This is a genomic window from Herbaspirillum lusitanum, from assembly GCF_026127345.1.
Classification (GTDB): Bacteria; Pseudomonadota; Gammaproteobacteria; order Burkholderiales; family Burkholderiaceae_D; genus Herbaspirillum; species Herbaspirillum lusitanum.
Genome location: NZ_QXFG01000004.1, coordinates 159,649 through 182,156 on the forward strand (window position 1 = coordinate 159,649; position 22,508 = coordinate 182,156).

The 22,508-nt window shown below is 61.6% G+C and carries 18 protein-coding genes; 10 read left to right on the forward strand and 8 right to left on the reverse strand.

Annotated features, from left to right (window positions below; translation table 11 throughout):
• Nucleotides 1-94: 94 nt before the first annotated feature.
• The gene (locus DXT88_RS04005) at nucleotides 95-1,744 is read right to left on the reverse strand and encodes an acyl-CoA synthetase (RefSeq protein WP_265211715.1); all 1,650 of its coding nucleotides are present in this window, start codon (nucleotides 1,742-1,744) and stop codon (nucleotides 95-97) included.
• Between the two features lie 218 nt (nucleotides 1,745-1,962).
• Between DXT88_RS04005 and yajC the strand changes: the two genes are divergently transcribed.
• The 5 genes from yajC (at nucleotide 1,963) to yjjJ (ending at nucleotide 7,791) form a co-directional block, all read left to right on the forward strand.
• Entirely contained in the window at nucleotides 1,963-2,295 is a 333-nt protein-coding gene (gene yajC / locus DXT88_RS04010; RefSeq protein WP_029364038.1) for a preprotein translocase subunit YajC, read from the forward strand.
• Nucleotides 2,296-2,411: 116 nt separating this feature from the next.
• On the forward strand, nucleotides 2,412-4,322 hold the full coding sequence (secD, locus tag DXT88_RS04015) for a protein translocase subunit SecD (protein WP_265211716.1): 1,911 nt from the start codon (nucleotides 2,412-2,414) through the stop codon (nucleotides 4,320-4,322).
• An 87-nt stretch (nucleotides 4,323-4,409) separates the two neighbouring features.
• Nucleotides 4,410-5,354: a protein translocase subunit SecF gene (gene secF / locus DXT88_RS04020; protein WP_016836679.1), complete on the forward strand. Its 945-nt coding sequence runs from the start codon at nucleotides 4,410-4,412 to the stop codon at nucleotides 5,352-5,354.
• 82 nt (nucleotides 5,355-5,436) lie between these two features.
• The gene (gene tcdA, locus DXT88_RS04025; RefSeq protein ID WP_265211717.1) at nucleotides 5,437-6,312 is read left to right on the forward strand and encodes a tRNA cyclic N6-threonylcarbamoyladenosine(37) synthase TcdA; all 876 of its coding nucleotides are present in this window, start codon (nucleotides 5,437-5,439) and stop codon (nucleotides 6,310-6,312) included.
• 135 nt (nucleotides 6,313-6,447) lie between these two features.
• On the forward strand, nucleotides 6,448-7,791 hold the full coding sequence (yjjJ, locus tag DXT88_RS04030) for a type II toxin-antitoxin system HipA family toxin YjjJ (RefSeq protein ID WP_265211718.1): 1,344 nt from the start codon (nucleotides 6,448-6,450) through the stop codon (nucleotides 7,789-7,791).
• A 105-nt stretch (nucleotides 7,792-7,896) separates the two neighbouring features.
• On the opposite strand, the gene ggt is transcribed toward yjjJ, so the two are convergent.
• On the reverse strand, nucleotides 7,897-9,672 hold the full coding sequence (ggt, locus tag DXT88_RS04035) for a gamma-glutamyltransferase (protein WP_265211719.1): 1,776 nt from the start codon (nucleotides 9,670-9,672) through the stop codon (nucleotides 7,897-7,899).
• Nucleotides 9,673-9,875: 203 nt separating this feature from the next.
• A complete protein-coding gene (gene gntR, locus DXT88_RS04040; protein ID WP_265211720.1) occupies nucleotides 9,876-10,946 on the reverse strand; it encodes an HTH-type transcriptional regulator GntR in 1,071 nt (356 codons plus the stop codon).
• Nucleotides 10,947-11,361: 415 nt separating this feature from the next.
• On the opposite strand from gntR, the gene DXT88_RS04045 reads away from it, so the two are divergent.
• The 4 genes from DXT88_RS04045 to DXT88_RS04060 are packed head-to-tail and all read left to right on the forward strand — an operon-like array spanning nucleotide 11,362 to nucleotide 16,189.
• A complete protein-coding gene (locus DXT88_RS04045) occupies nucleotides 11,362-12,714 on the forward strand; it encodes a GntP family permease (protein WP_265211721.1) in 1,353 nt (450 codons plus the stop codon).
• Between the two features lie 38 nt (nucleotides 12,715-12,752).
• A complete protein-coding gene (gene gntK, locus DXT88_RS04050; RefSeq protein WP_265211722.1) occupies nucleotides 12,753-14,291 on the forward strand; it encodes a gluconokinase in 1,539 nt (512 codons plus the stop codon).
• Between the two features lie 49 nt (nucleotides 14,292-14,340).
• Nucleotides 14,341-15,126: an SDR family NAD(P)-dependent oxidoreductase gene (locus DXT88_RS04055; RefSeq protein WP_016836686.1), complete on the forward strand. Its 786-nt coding sequence runs from the start codon at nucleotides 14,341-14,343 to the stop codon at nucleotides 15,124-15,126.
• A 25-nt stretch (nucleotides 15,127-15,151) separates the two neighbouring features.
• On the forward strand, nucleotides 15,152-16,189 hold the full coding sequence (locus DXT88_RS04060; protein WP_265211723.1) for an L-idonate 5-dehydrogenase: 1,038 nt from the start codon (nucleotides 15,152-15,154) through the stop codon (nucleotides 16,187-16,189).
• Between the two features lie 81 nt (nucleotides 16,190-16,270).
• Here DXT88_RS04060 and DXT88_RS04065 read toward each other — a convergent pair whose 3' ends face one another.
• From DXT88_RS04065 to DXT88_RS04075, 3 genes are read right to left on the reverse strand one after another with little or no spacing between them, the layout of a single operon-like run.
• Nucleotides 16,271-17,308, reverse strand: coding sequence for a carbon-nitrogen hydrolase family protein (locus DXT88_RS04065; protein ID WP_265211724.1), 1,038 nt, complete (start codon nucleotides 17,306-17,308; stop codon nucleotides 16,271-16,273).
• A 34-nt stretch (nucleotides 17,309-17,342) separates the two neighbouring features.
• Nucleotides 17,343-19,241 carry a solute symporter family protein gene (locus DXT88_RS04070; RefSeq protein ID WP_265211725.1) on the reverse strand — a complete coding sequence of 633 codons (1,899 nt, stop codon included), beginning with the start codon at nucleotides 19,239-19,241 and terminating at the stop codon, nucleotides 17,343-17,345.
• Complete coding sequence (locus tag DXT88_RS04075) at nucleotides 19,238-19,573, reverse strand: DUF485 domain-containing protein (protein WP_265211726.1); 336 nt, start codon at nucleotides 19,571-19,573, stop codon at nucleotides 19,238-19,240. The genes DXT88_RS04070 and DXT88_RS04075 overlap by 4 nt, the downstream gene beginning before the upstream one ends.
• 358 nt (nucleotides 19,574-19,931) lie before the next feature.
• On the opposite strand from DXT88_RS04075, the gene DXT88_RS04080 reads away from it, so the two are divergent.
• Nucleotides 19,932-20,846 (forward strand): LysR family transcriptional regulator, encoded by a 915-nt coding sequence (locus DXT88_RS04080; RefSeq protein WP_265211727.1) that lies wholly within the window; start codon nucleotides 19,932-19,934, stop codon nucleotides 20,844-20,846.
• A 64-nt stretch (nucleotides 20,847-20,910) separates the two neighbouring features.
• On the opposite strand, the gene mctP is transcribed toward DXT88_RS04080, so the two are convergent.
• Both mctP and DXT88_RS04090 read right to left on the reverse strand, forming a co-directional pair.
• The gene (mctP, locus tag DXT88_RS04085) at nucleotides 20,911-22,413 is read right to left on the reverse strand and encodes a monocarboxylate uptake permease MctP (RefSeq protein ID WP_265211728.1); all 1,503 of its coding nucleotides are present in this window, start codon (nucleotides 22,411-22,413) and stop codon (nucleotides 20,911-20,913) included.
• Nucleotides 22,413-22,508, reverse strand: a 96-nt coding sequence (locus DXT88_RS04090; RefSeq protein WP_265211733.1) for a DUF3311 domain-containing protein, incomplete at its 5' end; no start/stop codon positions are given. The genes DXT88_RS04090 and mctP, both read right to left, overlap by 1 nt.

Consider the following 22,508-nt stretch of genomic DNA (forward strand, 5'->3'; position numbering starts at 1 on the left):
TTCGACGCCGAGTCCTCAGTAGATTTTTTGTAGGTCAACATCCCCTGAAGCTTGAGGTTAACATCCGGCCGGGTCCTGCCCGCCGGATGTTTTTTTATGCCGCATCGCCCAGCTTGCGCCATTCCCCGACCTGCGCTCGCAGCTCGCGCCGGATCACCTTGCCGGTGGTCGTCATCGGCAATTCATCCACGAAGAAAATTTCCCGCGGATATTCGTGTGCGGCCAGCTTCACCTTGACGTGATCCTGGATTTCGCGCTTGAGCCTGTCGTCGCCGGTGACGCCGTCGTTGAGCACGATCACGGCCACCACGATTTCGGTGCGCTGCGGATCGGGCGAGCCGATCACCGCGACCATCTTGACGGCAGCGTGCTGCAGGATGTTGTCTTCGATTTCGCCGGGGCCGATGCGGTAGCCGGCTGAGGTGATGACGTCGTCGTCGCGGCCGACGAAACGGATATAACCCTCGTCGTCCATGCAGCCGGTGTCGCCGGTCAGGAGCCAGTCGCCGATGAACTTGGCGGCGGTGGCTTGCGGGTTGTTCCAGTACTGCAGGAACATCACAGGATCGGGCCGCTGCACCGCGATGTTGCCGTCGCTGCCCGGCGGCAGCACCCGGCCGTCGGCGTCCACGATGGCCAGCGTATGTCCGGGTGCGGCGCGGCCGATGGCGCCGGGGCGGCATGCCATGACGGCGGCGTTCGACGAGACCGTCATGTTGCATTCGGTCTGGCCGTAGAACTCATTGATGGTGAGGCCGAACGTCTTGCGACCCCAGTCGAGCAACTCGACGCCGAGCGATTCGCCGCCGCTGGCGACCGAACGCAACTGGAAGCGCCAGCGCGTTTCCGGATCGGCGACGGTGCGCATCATCTTCAGCGCAGTCGGCGGCAGGAAGGTGTTGCGCACGCCCTGATCCTGCAGCAACTGGAACGCCGCTTCGCCGGTGAATTTTTCAAAGCGATGCGCCACCACGGCGACGCCGTGATGCCAGGCCGGCAGCAGCACGTCGAGCAGGCCGCCGATCCAGGCCCAGTCGGCCGGCGTCCAGATGCGGTCGCCTTCCAGCGGGAACAGATTGTGCGACATCTCCACGCCCGGCAGATGGCCGAGCAGCACGCGATGCGCATGCAGCGCGCCCTTGGGCTGGCCGGTGGTGCCGGAGGTGTAGATGATGACGGCCGGATCGTCGGCTTTGGTCAGCACCGGCGTCAGATCGCTGCTGGCGTGCTTCAGCGCCTGATGCAGATCGACCGTGCCGTCGAAGGCGCCGTCGATCGTGAAGATGGTTTTCAGCGCCGGCAAGCGGTCACGGATGCCAGCCAGCTTGGCGGCGCCCACGGCGTTGGTGACCACCACGCGCGCGCCGCTGTTGTGCAGCCGGTATTCGAGCGCTTCGGCGCCGAACAGCGCAAACAGCGGGATCGCAATCGCACCGATCTTGTAGGCGGCGACGTGCGCGATGGCGGTTTCGGGCGCTTGCGGCAGCAGGATGCCGATGCGGTCGCCGACGCTGGCGCCGGCCGACAGCAGCAGGTTGGCGAGGCGGTCCGAGCTGTCCTTGATTTCGCCGAAGCTGTAATCGCGGCTGGCGCCATCGGCGCCGACGTGGATCAGCGCCAATTTGCCGGGTTCGCGCAGAGCCCATTTGTCGCAGACGTCGATGCCGATATTGTAGTGCTCGGGAATGTCCCAGCGAAAGGCGTTGCAGATGTCCTGATAGGGACGTGGATTGATGGGCAGCATGGTATGAGGCAGTCTCCTGATTTTTGTAAGTTTGCTTGTTAATGTAACGCCACGCCCCCATGTTGGCGATGCCGTTATGGCAATTTTTTCCTTGCGGCAAGCCTATTTCTCCCTGTTGAAGGCGCTTTCACCTGTTTCGGCCGCTGCGGAATGGGGTATGCGCCCGGCGCAATGCTAAAATGCGGGGCTATTTTTTAAACAACCATTTGGAGCGCCACGTGTTTATTACCGATGCAATTGCACAAACTACTGCTGCAGGCCCAGGCGGCCTGATGGGCAATCTGACCAGCTTCCTGCCTATCATCCTGATGTTCGTTGTGTTGTACTTCCTGATGATCCGTCCTCAGATGAAGCGTCAAAAAGAACAAAAGGCCATGATGGAAGCACTCGCCAAGGGTGACGAAGTCGTGACCTCCGGCGGCCTGCTGGGCAAGATCGTCAAGGTCAGCGATGCCTACATCACCGTTGAAGTATCCGAAGGCAATGAAGTCGTCGTGCAAAAAGCCGCGATCACCACGCTGCTGCCCAAGGGCACCCTCAAGGGTCTGTAATTCCGTAATACGGCCCTACGGCTGACAGGGCGCATTCTGCCGCATCTTGCCGCGAGCGGATGCGCCCTTGTTTTGAACCTGTCCATCCGGACGTTCATCATCAACGCTGAATCACTATGAATCGTTATCCTCTCTGGAAGTACGTCTTAATCGTCATCGCCTTGCTGTTCGGCACGCTCTATACGCTGCCCAACTTCTTCGGTGAATCGCCTGCCGTGCAGATCAGCAGCGCCAAGTCCACCATCAAGGTCGACAGCGCCGTCGCCGAGCGCGTGCAACAGATCCTGCAACAAGGCAGCCTTGCGCCAGAGAGCGTCGCATTCGACAACAGCAGCGCGCCTTCCGTGCGCGCCCGGTTCGCTAATACCGATACCCAGTTCAAGGCCAAGGCCCTGCTGGAAAAAGACCTGAACACCGATCCCGTCGATCCGACTTACATCGTCGCCTTCAACCTGCTGCCGAACACGCCGCAATGGCTGCAAAGCCTGCACGCCTTCCCGATGTACCTCGGCCTGGACTTGCGCGGCGGCGTGCACTTTCTGATGCAGGTTGACGTCAAGGCGGTGCTGAACAAGCGCCTGCAAGGCCTGCAATCAAGTGTGCGCAGCGTGCTGCGCGACAAGAACATCCGCCATAACGGCATCAACCGCAACGGCGACCGTATCGAAATCCTGTTCCGCGACGCCGACACCCGCGACAAGGCCAAGAGCGCCCTGGCTGCCGACGTGTCCGAACTGGCGCTGGCGGACAGCGGCAGCGGCGACGACCTCAAGGTGATCGCGACACTGCGTCCGGAAGCACTCAAGCAGACCCAGGAAGACGGCGTCAAGCAAAACATCTCGACCCTGTCCAAGCGCGTCAACGAACTCGGCGTGGCCGAGCCGATCATCCAGCGCCAGGGCGCCGACCGCATCGTGGTCCAATTGCCGGGCGTGCAGGACGTCTCGCGCGCCAAGGACATCATCGGCCGCACCGCCACGCTGGAAGTGCGCATGGTCGACGACTCGGTTGCCCGCGGCACCGAAGAAACCGCCGCCGTGCCGTTCGGCTCCGAACTGTTCAAGATCGGCAAGGGCGCTCCGGTGGTGCTGTACAAGGAACCGGTCCTGACCGGCGACTACATCTCCAACGCCTCCGCCAGCTTCGACGAAAACCACCAGCCTTCGGTCAGCATCGACCTCAACGGCGACGGCGGCCGCAAGATGCGCGACGCCACCCGTGAAAAAGTCGGCAAGGCCATGGCCATCGTGCTGTTCGAAAAAGGCAAGGGCGAAGTCCTGACCGTGGCAACCATCCGCTCCGAACTCGGCTCGCGCTTCCAGATCACCGGCATGGGTTCGGCCGAATCGTCGAGCGACCTGGCGCTGCTGCTGCGCGCCGGTTCGCTGGCCGCACCGATGGACATCATCGAAGAACGCACCATCGGCCCGCAACTCGGTGCTGAAAACATCCGCAAGGGCTTCGACGCGACGCTGTACGGGTTCGCCGCGATGGCCGTCTTCATGATCGTGTACTACCAGCTGTTCGGCCTGTTCAGCGCACTGGCGCTGTCGGTCAACGTGTTGCTGCTGGTCGCGGTGCTGTCGACGCTGCAAGCCACGCTGACCTTGCCCGGGATCGCGGCGATCGCCCTGGCGCTGGGTATGGCGATCGACTCCAACGTGCTGATCAATGAGCGCATCCGCGAAGAACTGCGCAACGGCAATTCGCCGCAGGCGGCGATCTCGATTGGTTTCGACCGCGCATGGGCAACCATCCTCGACTCCAACGTGACGACGCTGATCGCCGGCCTGGCGCTGCTGATCTTCGGTTCCGGTGCGATCCGCGGTTTCGCGGTGGTTCACTGCCTGGGCATCCTGACGTCGATGTTCTCGGCCGTGTTCTTCTCGCGCGGCCTGGCCAACCTGTGGTACGGCCGCAAGAAGAAGCTGACCAGCCTGGCCATCGGCCAGATCTGGAAGCCGCAGGGCGATGCCGGCAGCAAGCCTGGCGCCAAGACCGACAGCAAAGCGGCCGACGCCAAATAAGCGCAGCAGAACCAACAAGAGCGATCGACATGATCCAATGCGCCTTGACCGGATGACCGGACAAGGCGCAGAACAGAAAGGTATGTGATGGAATTTTTCCGCATCAAAAAAGATATCCCCTTCATGCGCCATGCGCTGATATTCAACGTCATCTCGGCGCTGACATTCGTGCTGGCAGTGTTCTTCCTGCTGTCGCGCGGCTTGCATTTCTCGATTGAATTCACCGGCGGCACGGTGATGGAAGTCGCCTATCCGAAGGCGGCCAACATCGAGAACATCCGCAAGTCGGTCGAAGGCCTCGGCTTCACCGATACGCAGGTGCAGAGCTTCGGCACTGCGCAGGACGTGATGATTCGCCTGCCGGCGCAGCACGGCGTCAACTCGGCACAGCAAAGCGAGAAGGTAATCTCCGCGCTCAAGGCGCAGGATCCTGACGTCCAGTTGCAGCGTGTCGAATTCGTCGGCCCGCAGGTCGGCGACGAACTTGCGCACGACGGCCTGATGGCGCTGGGCATGGTGGTGATCGGCATCGTGATCTACCTGGCCTTCCGCTTCGAATGGAAATTCGCGGTCGCCGCCGTCATCGCGAACTTGCATGACGTGGTGATCATCCTCGGCTTCTTCGCCTTCTTCCAGTGGGAGTTCTCGCTCACGGTGCTGGCGGCGGTGCTGGCCGTGCTGGGCTATTCGGTCAATGAATCGGTGGTGGTGTTCGACCGGGTGCGCGAAGCATTCCGCGACCGCCGCTACGGCAAGCTGAGCGCGCCGGAAGTCTTGAACCACGCGATCACCAGCACCATTTCGCGCACCATCATCACCCACGGCAGCACTGAAATGATGGTCTTGTCGATGCTGATCTTCGGCGGCCCGACGCTGCATTACTTTGCCGTCGCGCTGACCATCGGCATCTTGTTCGGTATCTATTCGTCGGTGTTCGTCGCCGCCGCCATCGCCATGTGGCTGGGCGTCAAGCGCGAAGACCTGATCAAGCCGGCCAAGCCAAAAGACGAAACCGACGGCGCCGTGGTATAAGTTTTCCACGCGTAAGGTTTGTACTGCCGCAGGCTGTTTCCCAGGAAACAGCCTGTTTTATTTTGTTATCTGGATAACCATCATGTCCAAGCTTGAACCTGTCGTTGCTGCCAACGACGCCGATATCGATTTCGACCGCCGTTTCGGCGGCATCGCCCGCCTGTACGGCGCACAAGGCCTGGCGCGCTTTCGCGCGGCGCATGTCTGCGTGGTCGGCGTCGGCGGCGTCGGCTCCTGGATCGTCGAAGCACTGGCCCGCAGCGCCATCGGCAAGATCACCATGATCGACCTCGACAACCTGGCCGAATCCAACGTCAACCGCCAGATCCACGCATTGACCGACACGCTGGGCAAGGCCAAGGTCACCGCCCTGCACGAGCGCATCATGCAGATCAATCCGTATTGCCAGGTCACCGAGATCGAAGACTTCCTGACACCCGACAATGTGGCCGAAATGATAGGCGAGGGACGTTTCGACTACGTCGTCGACGCCATCGACAACGTGCGCGCCAAGGTGGCGCTGATCGCCTATTGCCGCGAGCACAAGGTGCCTCTGCTGACCAGCGGCGGCGCCGGCGGCCAGATCGATCCGACCAGGATCGAGATCCGCGATCTGTGCCGCACCGAGCAGGAACCCTTGCTGGCCAAGGTGCGCAAGCGCCTGCGCGCGTGGCACAAGTTTCCGCGCGGGACCAAGAACAAGTTCGGCATCGATGCGGTGTTTTCGACCGAGCCGCTGCGCTTTCCCGAGGGGGAGGTGTGCGAGGTCGATACGGACGACGCTGCGGATGGGCTGGACACCGTCGACGCCGATGGACGCAAGCAGGATGCCGGCGTGACCGGACTCAATTGCGCCGGATTCGGATCGGCGATGGTGGTGACGGCATCGTTTGGACTGGTGGCGGCGGGGTTTGTGTTGAGGAAGATTGTGGAGCGGCCTGACGCCGACGCCCAATAAGCAAGGACGACAAGTCCTGAGGGAATCTGCCTGTTGAGCAACACGGAAGCTGGAGTAGAGGAAGAGTCGTGGATGTTGATAATTTCATGCTATATTTAATTATTCATATATCTATTCAAGTATCTATTCAAGTTCATGGCGGATCACACTGATCAAGTCCGGCTCCAGCTGGCTCAAGGTGTTAAAAATGCTCGGCAACTCATTGAAAATATTGAGATTAGCCAGCCGACTCTGTCTCGTTCCATCTCGGCAATGGGCAATGAAATCATACGCCTTGGTGCCGCAAGATCTATTCAATATGCCTTGCGAGACGGCCGACGCGGATTGGGCGATGTTCCCATATATCGCGTTGGTGCCGACGGCAAAATAAGGGATTTGGGAATACTCATCCCGGTTTGCCAGGATGGATTCGTGATGCGTCAGGCGGATGGCGTCATGCTGCACAGCGATAGCCTGCCCTGGTGGTTGCTGGACATGCGTCCGCAAGGATTCATCGGACGTGCTTATGCCGCCAGGTATGCCAACACATTGGGCCTGCCTGTTCAACTTGCCGAATGGAGCGACACGGACGTATTGCGAGCGCTGATGGCGCATGGCCATGATGCCGTGGGCAATCTGTTGCTTGGCGATGCAGCGCGTGATCGCTTCATGGAAACGCCGGCGCCCGAACCGGTTGCGATGCATGCCAAAGGCGCGGCCTACGCGCGGATGGCGCAAGACGCCGCCAGAGGAGATATTCCCGGATCCTCCGCCGGGGGCGAACAGCCAAAATTCCTTACCTTCGCTGAAACGCCGGACGGTCCGCGGCATGTTCTGGTCAAGTTTTCACTGCCCGACGTCAATCCCGTGACCGCCCGTTGGCGCGATCTGCTGCTGGCCGAGCATCACGCCCTCAATACACTTGCCGCAGCGGGAGTCGACGCCGCAGGCTCGTCCGTCATCGACCATGGAGGGCAGCGCTTCCTTGAAGTCGAGCGGTTCGATCGCGTTGGCGCACTGGGTCGACGCGGCATGTTTTCGCTGACGGCAGTCGAGGCCGAGTTCGTCGGTGATGCAAGCTCTCCATGGCCGGTGATCGCCACGCGACTGGCAGCCGACGGACACATCACACGCGAGGCTGCCGACGGCGCCGCGCTGCTGTATGCGTTCGGGACGCTGGTCGGCAACACCGACATGCATAACGGCAATCTGTCCTTTACCAGCGAGCACGGCCGTCCTTACGGCCTGGCGCCAGCTTACGACATGTTGCCGATGGCTTTTGCGCCGCGTTCCGGGGGCGGTTTGCCGGATACGCTGGCGCCGGCCAATCTGCGCGCTTGCGTGGATGCCGGCACCTGGGTTCGCGCGTTGGGACTCGCCGACGATTTTCTTGATCGCATCCGGCATGAACCAAGATTCTCCAATGATTTCCTCGCTTGCATCGACGCATTGGTGACGCATGTCAACGGCGCGCGCGACAAGATGCAGCGTCTCGGCTGACATCGCAGGTTTAGCTATTCACCGTTCCGGACCGCGCAATGAAAAAGGCCAATGCATTTTGCATTGGCCTTTCGTCTGAAACGATGAAGCGCTGCTAGACGCGCATCAGAACCCCAGCGTACGTCCGTCCGGATTACGCGGATCCGAATACCCGTAGAACATGCCATCCTTGATCTGGATGGTCTGCGTGCGTCCCATCGAAGGCTGCACGCTGATCTTCTGACCCTTGTCCTGCAGGATCTTGATCGTATCGGCGCTGATGCCTTTTTCGATGCGCAACTGGTCCGGCGCCCATTGATGATGGACGCGCGGCGTGACGGTTGCTTCGGCCACGTTCATGTCGTGCTCGATCACGTTCAGGATGGTCTGCATCGTGGTCGTGATGATGCGGCTCCCACCAGGGCTGCCGGTCACCAGGAAGGGCTTGCCGTCCTTGAGCACGAAGGTTGGCGACATCGAGCTCAACGGACGCTTGGCCGGACCGACGGCATTGGCCTCGCCGCCCACCAGGCCGAAGGCGTTCGGCACGCCCGGCTTGGCCGAGAAGTCGTCCATCTCGTTGTTGAGCGTGATGCCGGTGCCGCCGGCGACGATGCCGCTGCCGAAGTTCAGGTTCAGCGTGTAGGTCGTGGCGATCAGGTTGCCCTTGTTGTCGGCGACCGAGAAGTGCGTGGTCTGGTCGCTTTCGTAAGGCTGCGGCTTGCCCGGCTTGATTTCCGCAGACGGCGTGGCGCGATCAGGATTGATCTTCTTCGCCAGCTCGTCGGCATACGCGCGCGAGGTCAGGCCCTTGACCGGCACCTTGTTGAAATCCGGATCGCCCAGATATTCGGCGCGGTCGGCATACGCCAGCTTCATCGCTTCAGCCATCAGATGAATCGTCTGCGCGCTGTCGGCGCCGTATTGCTTCAGCGGATAGCGCTCCAGGATGTTCATCATCTGGATGATGTGGATGCCGCCAGAGCTTGGCGGCGGCATCGACATGACCTGGTAGCCGCGGTAATTGCCGACCACCGGTTCACGTTCGACGACCTTGTAGTTCTTCAGGTCGGCGGCGGTGATCAGGCCGTTGTGCTTGTCCATTTCGGCGACGATCTTCTTGCCGATCTCGCCTTCGTAAAATACCGAAGGGCCTTTCTTGCCGATCAGCTTGAGCGATTTGGCGAGGTCCTTCTGCACCAGCTTTTCGCCGGCCTGCAACGGACGGCCGTCCTTGAAGAAGATCGCCTTGCTCGAATCCCATTGGCCCAGGTGGTCGCGTTCCGCAGCCAGGATCAGTGCCAGGCTGGGGCTGACTTCATAACCTTTTTCCGCCAGCTTGACGGCGGGCGCGATGACGTCGGACAGCTTCATCGTGCCGTATTTTTGCAGCGCATGCGTCAGGCCCGCGACCGTGCCGGGAACGCCGACCGCGAGGTGGGTGTACAGCGAGCGGCCCGGTGCGACGTTGCCCTTGTCGTCCAGGTACATGTCGCGGCTGGCCTTGGCCGGCGCCATCTCGCGGAAGTCCAGCGCGACGTTCTTGCCGGTCTTGGCATCGTGGATCATCATGAAACCGCCGCCGCCGATGTTGCCTGCATTCGGCAGCACCACCGCCAGTGCGAAGCCGACCGCGACGCCGGCGTCAACCGCGTTGCCGCCGCGTTTCAGGATGTCGAGGCCGACTTGCGTCGCCAGTTCCTGTTCTGACGCGACCATGCCGTTCCTGGCTTGCACCGGGCTGATGATGTCGTAGGTCAGGTCGTACTTGACCACCGGCGCAGCTGCGGGTGTAGCTGCAGGTGCGGCAGTCTGTGCATGGGCAGGCAGGAAGGCGAGGGAAGTGCAGAGCGGCAGCAATGCCATGGAAGCCGGCTTGAACAAGCCGTTGATTTTCCGCATGGGGGTTCTCCTGAGGTTGTCTGTAATTATGGTGAAACGCATGCTTTCGCATCAGACGATTGTAGTCCCTGGAAGTTCGATGTCCATAGAAAAATCCAGAAATCTGCTCCCCCATTTCCGGCTTGCGAGCGGGGCGTCGAGGGCGCTTCATCAATCGCAGGGTAGTCCGGCGTATTGGTGAAATACGCTGTACCGCCAGGGATTCAGGTGCTCTCGCGCACCGCCAGCTCAAAGCCCAGATCGAGCCGCGCCTTCTCCACGGGTTCGCCCTTGAGTTGACGAATCAACATCTCCGCCGCCTTGTAGCCGATGTCGTAACGCGGCGTGACAATGGTGGTGATCGACGGCGTGGCGCAGGCGGCCCACGACAGATCATTGAAGCCGGCGATCGCCATCTGCTGCGGCACCTTGATGCCGCGCCGCTGGCATTCGAACAGGGCGCCCAGCGCGAGGTCGTCGTTGCAGCAGAACACGGCGTCGCAGTCGGGCGCGATTTCCAGCACGCGCGCCAGCAATTGCGCGCCCATGTCGACCGTGGTCGGCGCCGGCAGCAGCACTTCCACGTCCGGATCGAGACCGGCTTCGCTGAGTCCCTTGCGGAAGCCTTCGCGCCGTTTCATCATGCGCGGATCGAGCTGCGCCGCCAGGAAAGCGGGGCGGCGATAACCTCGCTCGATCAGGTGGCGCGCCGCCGCGTAGCCGGCCTTGGTCTGCGAGAAGCCGACCGACATGTCGCTGTTGCTCTTGCCCAGATCGAACATGCGCACGGCCGGGATATTCGCAGCCGCCAGCTGTCGCCGCAGGATGTCGTGCTGGTCCGAGCTCGACAGCAGGAAGCCGTCGGGCGCGTGCGCCAGGTAGGTGGAAATCAGCCGGCTTTCCTTTTCCTTCGAGTAACCGGTTTCACCGATCAGGAACTGATAGCCGGCTTGCGACAGGTAGTCGCGGATGCCGCTCAGGGTCTCGATGAACACCGCGTTGGTCAGCGACGGCACCAGCACGCCGATCACCTGCGAGCGCGCCGACGCCAGGGTGCTGGCGGCCTGGTTGGGCACGTAGCCGAGCTTGCCGATGGCCGCCGCAATGCGGTCGCGCGCCTCCTGCTGGACCAGCTCCGGCGACTTCAGCGCGCGCGATACCGTCATCGGACTGACACGTGCTTCAGCGGCCACGTCGACGATGGTGACGCGGCCGGTGGCGCGGCTTCCCTTGGCCGTTTTGGCGGCGGATCTGACTGGCTTGGCGGTTTTTTCGGCGGCGACGGTTTTGCTCATGGCGGGACGGAAATTTCGATTGCCGACATCATACCCTCAGCGCCCGGATAATCACGCATACAAAACCATGCTGCGCCGCCGCATCGGCCTCCCCGGGGTTTTCCATGCCCGAGATATTCATACAAATGATTTGACACGCAAAATTTGGTAGCGTTATCATCGCTGCCGATGTTAACGCTAACATTTTGGCGTAAAACAAAAATTCCCTTTCATAAACACTACGCAGATAGTGGGCACGGCAGTCCCGAAGCAGCCGCATATGCAATCTTGTTTGCAATGTTCTGCATGCACCGGGACGCCTCGTCGAGACAATGTAAAGACTCCGCAACGGATGGCAGGCATGGTGTTGACGGCGCGGCGATGCGGTTTCCTTCCGCCGCATGCTGTGTGCGCTATCGACCCTGGAGACATCCACATGTTCGGATTGAGTAACGAAGCAAGCCTGTTGTTGAACGCCTTCCTGGCGATTGTGGTGCTGATCGTCATGATCACCCGCCTGCGCATCCACCCCTTCATCGCACTGATCATCACCTCGGGCTTCCTCGGCCTGATCTCCGGCATGCCCCTGGTCAAGATCGTCAAATCGTTCCAGGACGGCTTCGGCGGCGTGCTCGGTTTCGTCGGCATCGTCCTGGGGCTGGGCACCATGCTCGGCAAGATGATGGCCGAATCGGGCGGCGCCGACCAGATCGCGCAAACGCTGGTGCGCGCCTTCGGCAAGCAGCGCGTGCACTGGGCCATGATGATCGGCGCCTTCCTGGTCGGCATCCCGCTGTTCTTTGAAATCGGCTTCGTGCTGCTGATCCCGCTGGTGTTCATCGTCTCGCGCCGCTCGGGCGTGCCGCTGTTCAAGATCGGCATGCCGATGCTGGCCAGCCTGTCCGTCATGCACGGCCTGGTGCCGCCGCATCCGGGTCCGTTGCTGGCGATCGGCATCTTCGGCGCCGATATCGGCAAGACCATTTTCTACGGCCTGGTGGTCGGCTTGCCGACGGTGATCATCGCCGGTCCGATGTTCGGCGCCTTCATCGCCAAGTATGTCGACATCAAGCCATCGGACGAGCTGATGGAGCAACTGGCGCGCGAACCGCAAACCAAGGACTTGCCCGGCTTTGCGATCACGCTGGTGACGGTGCTGTCGCCGGTGTTCCTGATGCTGCTGAAAACCTTCGTCGACGTCACCCTGCCGGAAGGCAACGCCATGCGCGACCTGATGGACTTCATCGGCAACCCGATCGTGGCCTTGCTGGCGGCGCTGCTGCTGTCGCTGTACACTTTTGGCGTGGCGCGCGGTTTCACGCGCCAGCAAGTGTTGAAGTTCGTTGATCAGAGTCTGGCGCCGACTGCCGCCATCGTGCTGATCATCGGCGCCGGCGGCGGCTTCAAGCAGATGCTGGTCAACAGCGGCGTCGGCACCGCGATCGGCCAACTGGCAGTGCATGCGCAGATTTCGCCGTTGTTGCTGGCCTGGTTCGTGGCGGGCGTGATCCGCGTGGCGACCGGTTCGGCGACGGTGGCGACGATCACCGGCGCCGGCATCGTGGCGCCGCTGGTGACGCTGATCCCGGGCACCAATCGCGAGCTGCTGGTGCTGGCGACCGGGGCCGGATCGCTGATCCTGTCGCACGTCAATGACGCCGGCTTCTGGCTGGTCAAGGAATACTTCAACATGAGCGTCGGCGAAACATTCAAGACCTGGACGGCGATGGAAACCATCATCTCGGTGGTGGCCCTCGTATTCATCATGTTGCTCAATCTGGTGGTCTGAACGGCGTAACGTTCTGACCCGCAGTAAAGGAAATACTCATGTCGCACTTCATGCTCGGCGTCGATATCGGCACCACCAGCACCAAGACCGTGGTGTTCACGCTGGACGGCCAGGTGGTGGCCCAGCATGCCGTCGAATATCCGGTGCTGTGCACCGAGCCGGGCATGTCCGAACAGGATCCGCTGCAGATGTTCGACGCCGTGCTGGGCTCGATCGCCGGCGCCGTCGCGGCCGCCAAGGCTGCGCCCGGCGACATCGAGCTGGTCTCCTTCAGCGCCGCCATGCACAGCCTGATCGCGCTCGACGGCGACAACTGCCTGCTCAGCAACAGCATCACCTGGGGCGACATCCGCGCCAGCGTCTGGGCCGAACGCATCAAGAACGAGTTCGACGGCCAGGCCATCTACCGCCGCACCGGTACGCCCATCCATCCGATGTCGCCGCTGTGCAAGCTGATGTGGATGCGCCACGAAAAAGCCGACATCTTCAAGCAGGCTGCGCGCTTCGTCGGCATCAAGGAATATGTCTTGTTCCGCCTGTTCGGAGAATGGCTGGTGGATTACTCGATCGCCTCCGCCACCGGCATGTTCAACCTCGAACAACTGGGCTGGGACGAAGGCGCACTGGCCTTGCTGCAAGTCGATGCGCGCCAGTTGCCCAAGCCGGTGCCGACCACGCACCAATTGCAGGGACTCGACACAGCGATTGCCGAACAGCTCGGCCTGCGCGCCGATACGCCGTTCGTCATCGGCGCCAACGACGGCGTGCTGTCCAACCTCGGCGTCAATGCCATTCATCCGGGCCAGGTGGCGGTCACCATTGGTACTTCCGGCGCCATGCGCACGGTGGTCGAGCGGCCAGTGACCGATGCTTCCGGGCGTACGTTCTGCTATGCGCTGACGGAGCGGCATTGGGTGGTCGGCGGGCCGGTCAATAACGGTGGAAATGTCTTCCGCTGGGTGCGCGACGAGCTCGCCACCGCCGAAGCGGAACAGGCGCGCAAGGACGGCGTCGATCCTTACGACGCCTTGACCCGCATCGCCGAGCATATCGCGCCGGGCGCCGAAGGCCTGTTGTTCCATCCGTATCTGTCGGGCGAACGTGCGCCGCTGTGGAATGCCGATCTGCGCGGCTCCTTCTTCGGCCTGGCGCTGCATCACCGCAAGGAACACATGATCCGCGCCGCGCTCGAAGGCGTGATCTTCAATCTCTACTCCATCCTGCCGGCGGTCGAAGACCTGATCGGCCCGACCAAACGCATGATGGCCACCGGCGGCTTTGCGCGTTCGGCCTTGTGGCGACAGATGATGGCCGACATCTTCAACCGCGAAGTGGTGGTGCCGCAAAGTGTCGAATCATCCTGCCTGGGCGCTGCCGTTCTGGGCTTGCTGGCGCTCGGCAAGATCAAGTCGCTCGACGTCATTTCCGACATGGTCGGTTCGACCAACCGTCATCTGCCGATTCCGCAAAACGTCGCCATCTACGATCGCCTGCGACCGATCTTCATGGCGATTCCGCACAAGCTGGCCGACGAATACCGGGCGCTGTCGGCATTCCAGCGGCTCGACATCAAATAGCCTGCATGCATCGATTCATCCGACCACACATAACAAGCAAGGAGACAGAATGACCGCAACACTACCCGCAGGCCTGCAGAGTTTTTCGCTGAGCGGCCGGCTCGCGCTGATTACCGGTTCCAGCGGCGGCATCGGCCTGGCGCTGGCGCGCGGCCTGGCGGCTGCCGGGGCATCCATCGTGCTCAACGGCCGCGACGCCGCCAAGCTCGCCGTCGTGGCGGCAACGCTGCGCGAAGAGGGCTACACGATTCATGAATCGTCTTTCGACGCGACCTCGTCGGCCTCGGTGGAAACCGCCGTGGCGAAGATCGAAGCCGACATCGGCCCCATCGACATCCTGTTCAACAACGCCGGCATCCAGCGCCGGGCGCCGCTGGAAGACTTCAAGGAATCCGACTGGAACGACCTGATCAGCACCAACCTCAACAGCGTCTTCTTCACCGCCAAGGCCGTCGCGCAAGGCATGATCAAACGCGGCCGCGGCAAGATCATCAACGTCTGTTCGGTGCAGAGCGAGCTCGGTCGTCCCAACATCGCGCCGTACACGGCGACCAAGGGCGCGGTAAAGATGTTCACCAAAGGCATGGCGATCGACTGGGGAAAATACGGTTTGCAAGTCAACGGCCTCGGCCCGGGCTACTTCAAGACCGAGATGAACATGGCGCTGGTCGCCGATGAAAAATTCTCCGAGTGGCTGATCGGCCGTACGCCGTCGCGCCGCTGGGGCGATGTCGAGGACCTGGTCGGCGCGGCGGTGTTCCTGTCCAGCGACGCATCGAAATTCGTCAACGGCCACATCCTGTACGTCGACGGCGGCGTCACGGCAACCTTATAAATAACAAGACAGCGGAGAAAACATCATGCAACAAGGCATCGTCATCCACGCGCCGCACGACCTGCGCGTGCAGGAATTGCAGACCGCAGAACTGCAGCCGCATCAACTCAAGGTGAAGGTCAAAGCCGGCGGCATCTGCGGCTCCGACCTGCACTACTATCACAACGGCGGCTTCGGCACCGTGCGCATCAAGGAGCCGATGGTGCTCGGCCATGAAGTCTCCGGCGTGATCGCCGAGATCGGTTCGGCCATCGGCGACATCAAGGCCGGCACCCGTATTTCCATCAGCCCGAGCAATCCTTGCGGCCTGTGCAAGTTCTGCCAGGAAGGCAAGCAGAACCACTGTCTCGACATGCGCTTCTACGGCAGTGCGATGCGCATGCCGCACGTGCAGGGCGCCTTCCGCCAGGAAATCATCATCGAGCGTGCGCAGGCGCACGTTGTCGCCGATCACGTCAGCGACGGCGAAGCGGCGATGGCAGAACCCTTGTCGGTGGCGCTGCACGCGGTGCGCCGCGCCGGCCCGCTGTTCGGCAAGCGCGTGCTGGTGACCGGCTGCGGCCCGATCGGCGCATTGACCGTGATCGCCGCGCGCCGCGCCGGCGCCTTGCAGATCGTCGTCACCGACGTCGCAAAAATGCCCCTGGAAAGCGCCTTGAAAGTCGGCGCCGACCAGGCCATCAACGTCGCGCAGGATGCGGACGAGCTCAAGGCGTTCACGCAGGACAAGGGCACCTTCGACGTGCTGTTCGAAGCCAGCGGCAACGAGCAAGCCTTGCGCGGTGCGCTCGATACTTTACGTCCCGGTGCGGTGATCGTGCAGGTCGGCCTGGGCGGCGACATCAATTTCCCAGCCAACCTGCTGGTCGGCAAGGAACTTGAGTGGCGCGGCGCCTTCCGCTTCCACGAAGAGTTCGCGCTGGCGGTGGAATTGATGAACAGGAAGCTGGTCGATGTGAAGCCGTTGATTTCAGCGACGTATCCGTTCGAGAAGTCGGTCGAGGCCTTCGAGATCGCCGGCGATCGCTCGAAGATGATGAAGGTGCAGTTGAGTTTCGACTAGATTTCTCTCCAGCAGGAATGTCTTCCGAAGCCGCTCACCCGAGCGGCATTTTTGCGTTTTTTCAGATCGCAAACTTACCCGCTAATCGCTGGCCAGCGGTGCGGAAACCGCTGTTGCGCCGGGCTCGTCGGCCAGAGGGGCTTCCGCGCCTTCCCAGGTAATCGGTTGGATGCGTTTACGATTGACGGCCAGATCGAATACGTCGAAGCGATTGTAGTAGCCGACCACGTCGTGAAATTGCTTGGGTTCGATGCATGCAGACAGATCGAAGCTGGCATAGGCGATCCCTTCGTCGGCTTGCAGTGAATCGCCGATCTGCGTGCCGGTAGGCGTGACGAACTGAGTGGCGGCTTTCGGCGTGCGTTCCAGCAGATCCGCCACGGATTTGTCTTCCGCCGTCAGCATGTCGAAGGCGCTCCGGTCCAGGCAGCTTCCGCACAGGATGCCGTAAGCCTTGGCCTCAAAAGAATGGGCGCTGGCGCGGATGCGGTTCGCCGCCACGTTGTCGAAGTTCTCGCCGCTGGCCGGTTTCTTGGTCGGCCAGATCGGCGGCCAGCTGGAGATGTGAATCTGTTCACCCTGGGCGATGAGAGAATAGCGCGCGAGCGGATTGGTGTTTTCACCGCAAATGAGGCCGCCGATCTTGCCGATGCGCGTCGCGGCGACTTTCAGCCCGGCGCCGTCGCCGGGCGCCCAGACCATCTTTTCATAGAACGTCGGCACCAGCTTGCGGTGATGGTTGAGCAGGCTGCCGTCATCGCCGATCAAGACATTGGAGTTCCAGATGCAGCCTACGCTGACGGGTGTCGCCTCACTGAATCCCATCGAGACAAAAACCTTGTGACGCGCGGCGGTGGCGCGCAGTTCGGTCATCTCGGGGCCGTCGATGAGCAAGCTGTTGGCGACCATCTTCTTGAACCATTCGTGGTTGTAGATGGGCGCCCACAGCGCGGCCCAGACCGGAAAGCCGGGGATGAAGGATTCAGGGAAGACGATCAGCTCGGCGCCGTTGGCGGCTGCTTCGCCGATCAGGGACAAGGCCTTTTGCAGCGTGGCGGCACTGTCCATATATACCGGCGCGACGTGCATCGCCGCGACTTTGACCGTGGGGAGATTCATGATGGGATCCTTTTGTTGAGCAAAGAAAAATGATTCAGTGGGCGACGGCCTGTTCCACGCCGATGCCGGTTTCGCGACGCACCGCGAGTTCTTCCCAGCGAGCTATCGCGCGTTTGTCGGCGATCAGCAGCGAGAAAATGATGACCAGCAAAAATCCGACCGGAATGGAAATGATGCCGGGGTTGCGCAAGGAGATCAGCGGCGCCTTCAATCCCATCAGGCTGGTGGCGTCGTCGGCGATACCTGCGGCTTGTGCGGCCGCGCTTGCTCTGTCCTTGTGCAGTTTGTCGCGCGCTTCCGCCGTCACGCCTGCCGAACTTGTTTCGGCCTCGGCAATGCGTGCGTCCAACGCAGTGATGGTGGCGAGGGCGGCTGCTTTTTGCTGCAGCGGGTAGGTCATGTTGGGCGACACCAGCACCAGCACAATGGACAGCGTAGTGCCGCCGATCACGCCCGCCAGCACGCCGGCGGTGCTGCAGCGTTTCCAGTACAGGGTCATCAGCAGCGCCGGCAAGTTGGCGGACGCCGCCACCGCATAGCCCAACCCGACCAGGTGGGCGACGTTCTGTCCCTTGGCGAGGATCCCGCAGACGACGCAAATCACCGCCATCATCAGCGTCGCCACGCGGGCGGCACGTACTTGTTCCTGCTCGGTTGCGCGGCCGTTGCGAATGGCGCCGACGTAGACGTCATGCGCCAGTGCAGAAGCTGCCGCCAGGGTCAGTCCCGCCACCACCGCCACGATGGTGGCAAAGGCCACGGCCGCCACGAACGCCAGCATGAAATTGCCCGCCAGGCTGTCGGCGCCGCCGCCCAGGAACTGGGCCAGCATCGGTGCGGCAAGGTTGCCGCCTTTGTCGAGCACGACGATGGCCTTGGCGCCGACATAGTGAGCGGCGGCGAAGCCGATGAACACGATCAGCAGATGGCATACGCCGATGGCCAGCATCGCCCACAGTACCGAGCTGCGCGCCGTCTTGGCGTCAGGGACGGTGAAGAAGCGCATCAGGATGTGCGGCATGGCGGCAGTGCCGAGCACCAGTGCCAGCCCCAGCGACAATTGTTCCAGCGGATTCTTCAGGTACAGGCCCGACTCGAGGAAGCGTTGTCCGGCTTCCTGCATGCCTAGTGCCTGAGAGCCCTTGAGCAAGGTCTCGCTGACGTACGATTGCAGCAGCGGGTTGCGGGTCAGGGATACAAAGAACTCGGATACGTTGAACCCGAATGGCGCCCACGACAGGATCACCAGTACGAAGCACGAAGAGATCAGCAGGATGGCCTTGATGACTTGCACCGAGGTGGTTGCGCGCATGCCGCCGAACACGACATAGGTCAGCATGAGGATGCCGACCGCCAATACCGAAATTTCATAGGGAATGCCGATCAGGGCGCGCAGGATGACGGCGCCGCCGACGATCTGCGGCACCATGTAAAACACCGCCACGATGATGCTGGACACCGCGGCCGCCACCTTGGTGCTGCGAAAGCTGTTGCGGTAGGCCAGCACATCGCCGAGCGTGTAGCGGCCGAGATTGCGACAGGGTTCGGCCACCAGCAGGAGCACCGGGATGAAGGCCACGAAGAAACCGATGAGGTAGGCGATGCCATCGTAGCCGTACAGGGCGATCAATCCTGAAACACCGAGGAAGGCGGCGGCGGAAAGATAGTCGCCGGCAATGGCGAGGCCGTTGCGGATGGGGCCGATGCCGCCGCCGGCCGTGTAGTAATCGGTCGCGGTGCGGTTGCGTTTCGCGGCCAGGTAAGTGATGAACAGGGTCGCACCGAAGAAAATCGCAAAGATCGCCATGGTCATTCCCTGGAAATCGTCGCCGACCAGGACCTTGGTCTGGGCGCAGGCGGCGCCGGAGGCCAGGAACAGCGTCATGGCCGGCACCAATGTCAGTGCGCGTTTGGTGTTCAGCAAGGAAGTCATGCCGATTCCTTTCGGGGTTGAGGTAAAGGTAGGGCTGCCATCCGCGCCACTTCCAGGTCCAGCTTGCGCATGTTGACGGCGTAGACATAGGCGATCAGGCCGCCGATGGGATATTGCAGCAGGCCGTAAGCCAGGCCGATGTTGACCACGCCGAACAGCCGGGCGTGGAAGATCGACGGATAAAAAGTCGTGATGGCCGGAATGGAAAAGTAGAACAGCGTGCCAACGATGAAGAGCGTCAGGACCACCCTTCTGCGTTGGCGGGAAACCGCATGGAATTGCGGATTGCGATACATGGTTGACCATGTGTCGGACAGGTTGTCGTTCTGCATGTAGCCCCCTGAAAGGTTGAGCAAACGGAAAAAGCCAAACCGGCGCATACCCGTACATCGTCGGGCTGTTGCAGTTGCAGTTGCAGTTGCAGTAGCAGTAGCAGTAGCAGCAGCACCGGCAGCGGCACCGGAGGGACTCACTTGGCGAACGAAGGTTAGCAGTCCGGTTTGAGGAAGAAAACTGGCGATTGCGCAATCATCATTGCAAATTTGCAATGGGTATTTTTTACTATTTCGGTGCGTAAATTGCTGCGAATGCACATTTATCGTGCTTGATATGGCGCTTGATGTCGGGGATTTTTGCTGCGATATACTGGTTGTTCAGCGTGTCGCTGGATAACCCATTGCGAAATTGCAGATGAGCACAAAAATCCCCAATTGGAATGACTTGCGTATCTTCCTCGAGGTGGCGCGCGCCGGGACGCTATCCGGCGCCGCCGCCAAACTTCGTGTGGACCACTCCACCATCAGCCGGCGTATCGCCCAGCTGGAGGCGGTCCTCAACGCACCGGTATTTGAACGCGACCATCAGGGTTTCCACATCACGGTGAAGGGGCGCGAGTTGCTGGAGCATGTCGAAGCCATGGAGTCGGGCGCGCTGGCGATCGGCGAATCCTTGTCCGGCACCTCGCGCATCCCCTCCGGGCCGGTGCGCATTGCGACCATGGAAGGCATCGCCTCACTGTATCTGTCGCGGCAATTCGTGAGTTTCAAGGAGCGCTATCCGCTGATCCAGATTGAGCTCGTCACCTCCACGCAACTGGTCCATGTGAGCCAGCGCGAAGCGGATGTTTTCCTGAGCTTCTTTCCCTCTGAAGGCAAGGGGTTGGAGGTGGAGCCGGTGGGGGCATTTCCGCTCCATCTGTATGCCTCGGAAAGCTATCTCGCTCGCCACGGCGTGCCGGGCTCGGTCGGCGAACTCAGGGATCATCAGTTCGTCTCGTATGTCGACGACCTGATTCAACTAAACACGGTGCGCTGGCTGGAGGAGGCCATCAAGAATCCGCAGGTGGTGTTTCATTCATCGAGCATGATTGCCCAATTGTTTTCGGCCGCCGAGGGCGGCGGCATTGTCATGCTGCCGGCATTTTCCAACGCCGAGCGATTCGGCTTGCGGGCGCTGCTGGTGGACCAGATTGACGTCAAACGCACCATCTGGATGACGGTGCATCGCGAGCGCTGTTTCATGCCGCGTATCAAGGCGGTTCAGCAATTCATCAAAGACATCCTGGCGCGCGACTTTCCTTTGCCGCCGGGGATCAGGAACAACTGAACGCGCAAAAAAAAAGCGCCCCTCGCAGGGAGGGGCGCCTGGCAGCATCACCAATCCTTGCGGATCAACGTTTGAGCGCCGGCGCTTTGGCGCCGCCCTTGCCGAACACCAGTTGCACCACGACTGCCACCACGATGTTGAGCGCGAGCGCGATCAGACCGGTGTAGAGCGTGTAGGAGTCGGCACCGATGTGGAAGGTATGCACCGGCTTGATGCCGTCCGCATACGCCAGCCAGCTGCCGCCGACGATGCCGACGGCCCAGCCGGTCAGCAGCGCGTTGGCGCCGAACCAGCCGATGAACAGGCCGAACACCAGCGCCGGGAAGGTCTGCAGAATCCACACGCCGCCCAGCAACTGCAGATCAAGCGCGAACTTGGTCGGCAGGAACAGGATGAACACCAGCGCGCCGAACTTGACCACCAGCGAGACGATCTTGGCGACCTTGGCTTCGCCTTGCGGCGACACGTTCGGGTTCACGTACGGCTTCCAGAAGTTGCGCGTGAACAGGTTGGCGGCGCCGATCGACATCACCGCCGCCGGCACCAGCGCACCGATGGCGATCGCCGCAAACGCGAAGCCGCTGAACCAGCTCGGGAACATGGCATTGAACAGCGCAGGCACGACGTCGTTGTTGGCTTCGACCTTGACGCCCGCAGCGTAGGCCATGTAGCCCAGCAGCGCAATCAGGCCCAGCAGCACGGTGTACGCAGGCAGAAACACGGCATTCTTGCGGATCGTGTCGGCGCTCTTGGCTGCGAAAATGCCGGTCAGGGTATGCGGATACATGAAGGCCGCCATCGCCGAACCCAGCGCCAGCGAAGCAAACGGCAGGAATTGCGCCGGCTTCAACGTCAGGCCGGTCGCGCCGCCCTTGGCTGCAAACGCATCGCGCGCCGAAGCGAACACCACGCCGTAGCCGCCCAGTTTCATCGGCACCAGCACTACCGCCACCAGCACCACGATGTAGATCATCAGGTCCTTGACGAAGGCGATCAGCGCCGGTGCGCGCAGGCCGGCCGAATAGGTGTACAGCGCCAGGATCACGAAGGCCGCCAGCAGGGGAAGTTCACCGGTGACGCCGAGCGCCTTGATGACGACTTCCATGCCGATCAGTTGCAGCGCGATGTAGGGCATGGTCGCGACGACGCCGGTCAGGGCGATGGCGAGCTCCAGCTTGCGCGACTTGTAGCGGCCGAAGACGACATCGGCAGCGGTGACGTGACCGGCCTTGTGCGCGGCGTGCCACAGCTTGGGCATGATCAGGAACACGATAGGGTAGACCAGGATGGTGTACGGCAGCGCGAAGAAGCCGTAGGCGCCGACCGCATACACCAGCGCCGGCACCGCGATCACGGTATAGGCGGTGTAGAAGTCGCCGCCGACCAGGAACCAGGTGATCCAGGTGCCGAAGTTGCGGCCGCCCAGGCCCCATTCATCGAGGTGGGCGCCCTTGTTGGCCTTGCCGCCGCTTTGCCAGCGCGAGGCCCAGAAGCCCATCACGGTGACCAGTGCGAAGAAGAAGATGAAGACGCCGAGTGCCGTCCAGTTGATGGAAGAGGAATTCATCATTCGACTCCCTTTTTAAGGCCGTCTTTGTAGACGATCCAGATGATCAGCGCAGTGAGCGGAACCCACGCAAACTGATACCAGTAGAAAAACGG

Coding starts and splice junctions, on each gene's coding strand:
- DXT88_RS04005 (WP_265211715.1), bottom strand. CDS start 1,744: ATGCTGCCCATCAATCCACGTCCCTATCAGGACATCTGCAACGCCTTT.
- secD (WP_265211716.1), top strand. CDS start 2,412: ATGAATCGTTATCCTCTCTGGAAGTACGTCTTAATCGTCATCGCCTTG.
- secF (WP_016836679.1), top strand. CDS start 4,410: ATGGAATTTTTCCGCATCAAAAAAGATATCCCCTTCATGCGCCATGCG.
- tcdA (WP_265211717.1), top strand. CDS start 5,437: ATGTCCAAGCTTGAACCTGTCGTTGCTGCCAACGACGCCGATATCGAT.
- yjjJ (WP_265211718.1), top strand. CDS start 6,448: ATGGCGGATCACACTGATCAAGTCCGGCTCCAGCTGGCTCAAGGTGTT.
- ggt (WP_265211719.1), bottom strand. CDS start 9,672: ATGCGGAAAATCAACGGCTTGTTCAAGCCGGCTTCCATGGCATTGCTG.
- gntR (WP_265211720.1), bottom strand. CDS start 10,946: ATGAGCAAAACCGTCGCCGCCGAAAAAACCGCCAAGCCAGTCAGATCC.
- DXT88_RS04045 (WP_265211721.1), top strand. CDS start 11,362: ATGTTCGGATTGAGTAACGAAGCAAGCCTGTTGTTGAACGCCTTCCTG.
- gntK (WP_265211722.1), top strand. CDS start 12,753: ATGTCGCACTTCATGCTCGGCGTCGATATCGGCACCACCAGCACCAAG.
- DXT88_RS04055 (WP_016836686.1), top strand. CDS start 14,341: ATGACCGCAACACTACCCGCAGGCCTGCAGAGTTTTTCGCTGAGCGGC.
- DXT88_RS04060 (WP_265211723.1), top strand. CDS start 15,152: ATGCAACAAGGCATCGTCATCCACGCGCCGCACGACCTGCGCGTGCAG.
- DXT88_RS04065 (WP_265211724.1), bottom strand. CDS start 17,308: ATGAATCTCCCCACGGTCAAAGTCGCGGCGATGCACGTCGCGCCGGTA.
- DXT88_RS04070 (WP_265211725.1), bottom strand. CDS start 19,241: ATGACTTCCTTGCTGAACACCAAACGCGCACTGACATTGGTGCCGGCC.
- DXT88_RS04075 (WP_265211726.1), bottom strand. CDS start 19,573: ATGCAGAACGACAACCTGTCCGACACATGGTCAACCATGTATCGCAAT.
- DXT88_RS04080 (WP_265211727.1), top strand. CDS start 19,932: ATGAGCACAAAAATCCCCAATTGGAATGACTTGCGTATCTTCCTCGAG.
- mctP (WP_265211728.1), bottom strand. CDS start 22,413: ATGAATTCCTCTTCCATCAACTGGACGGCACTCGGCGTCTTCATCTTC.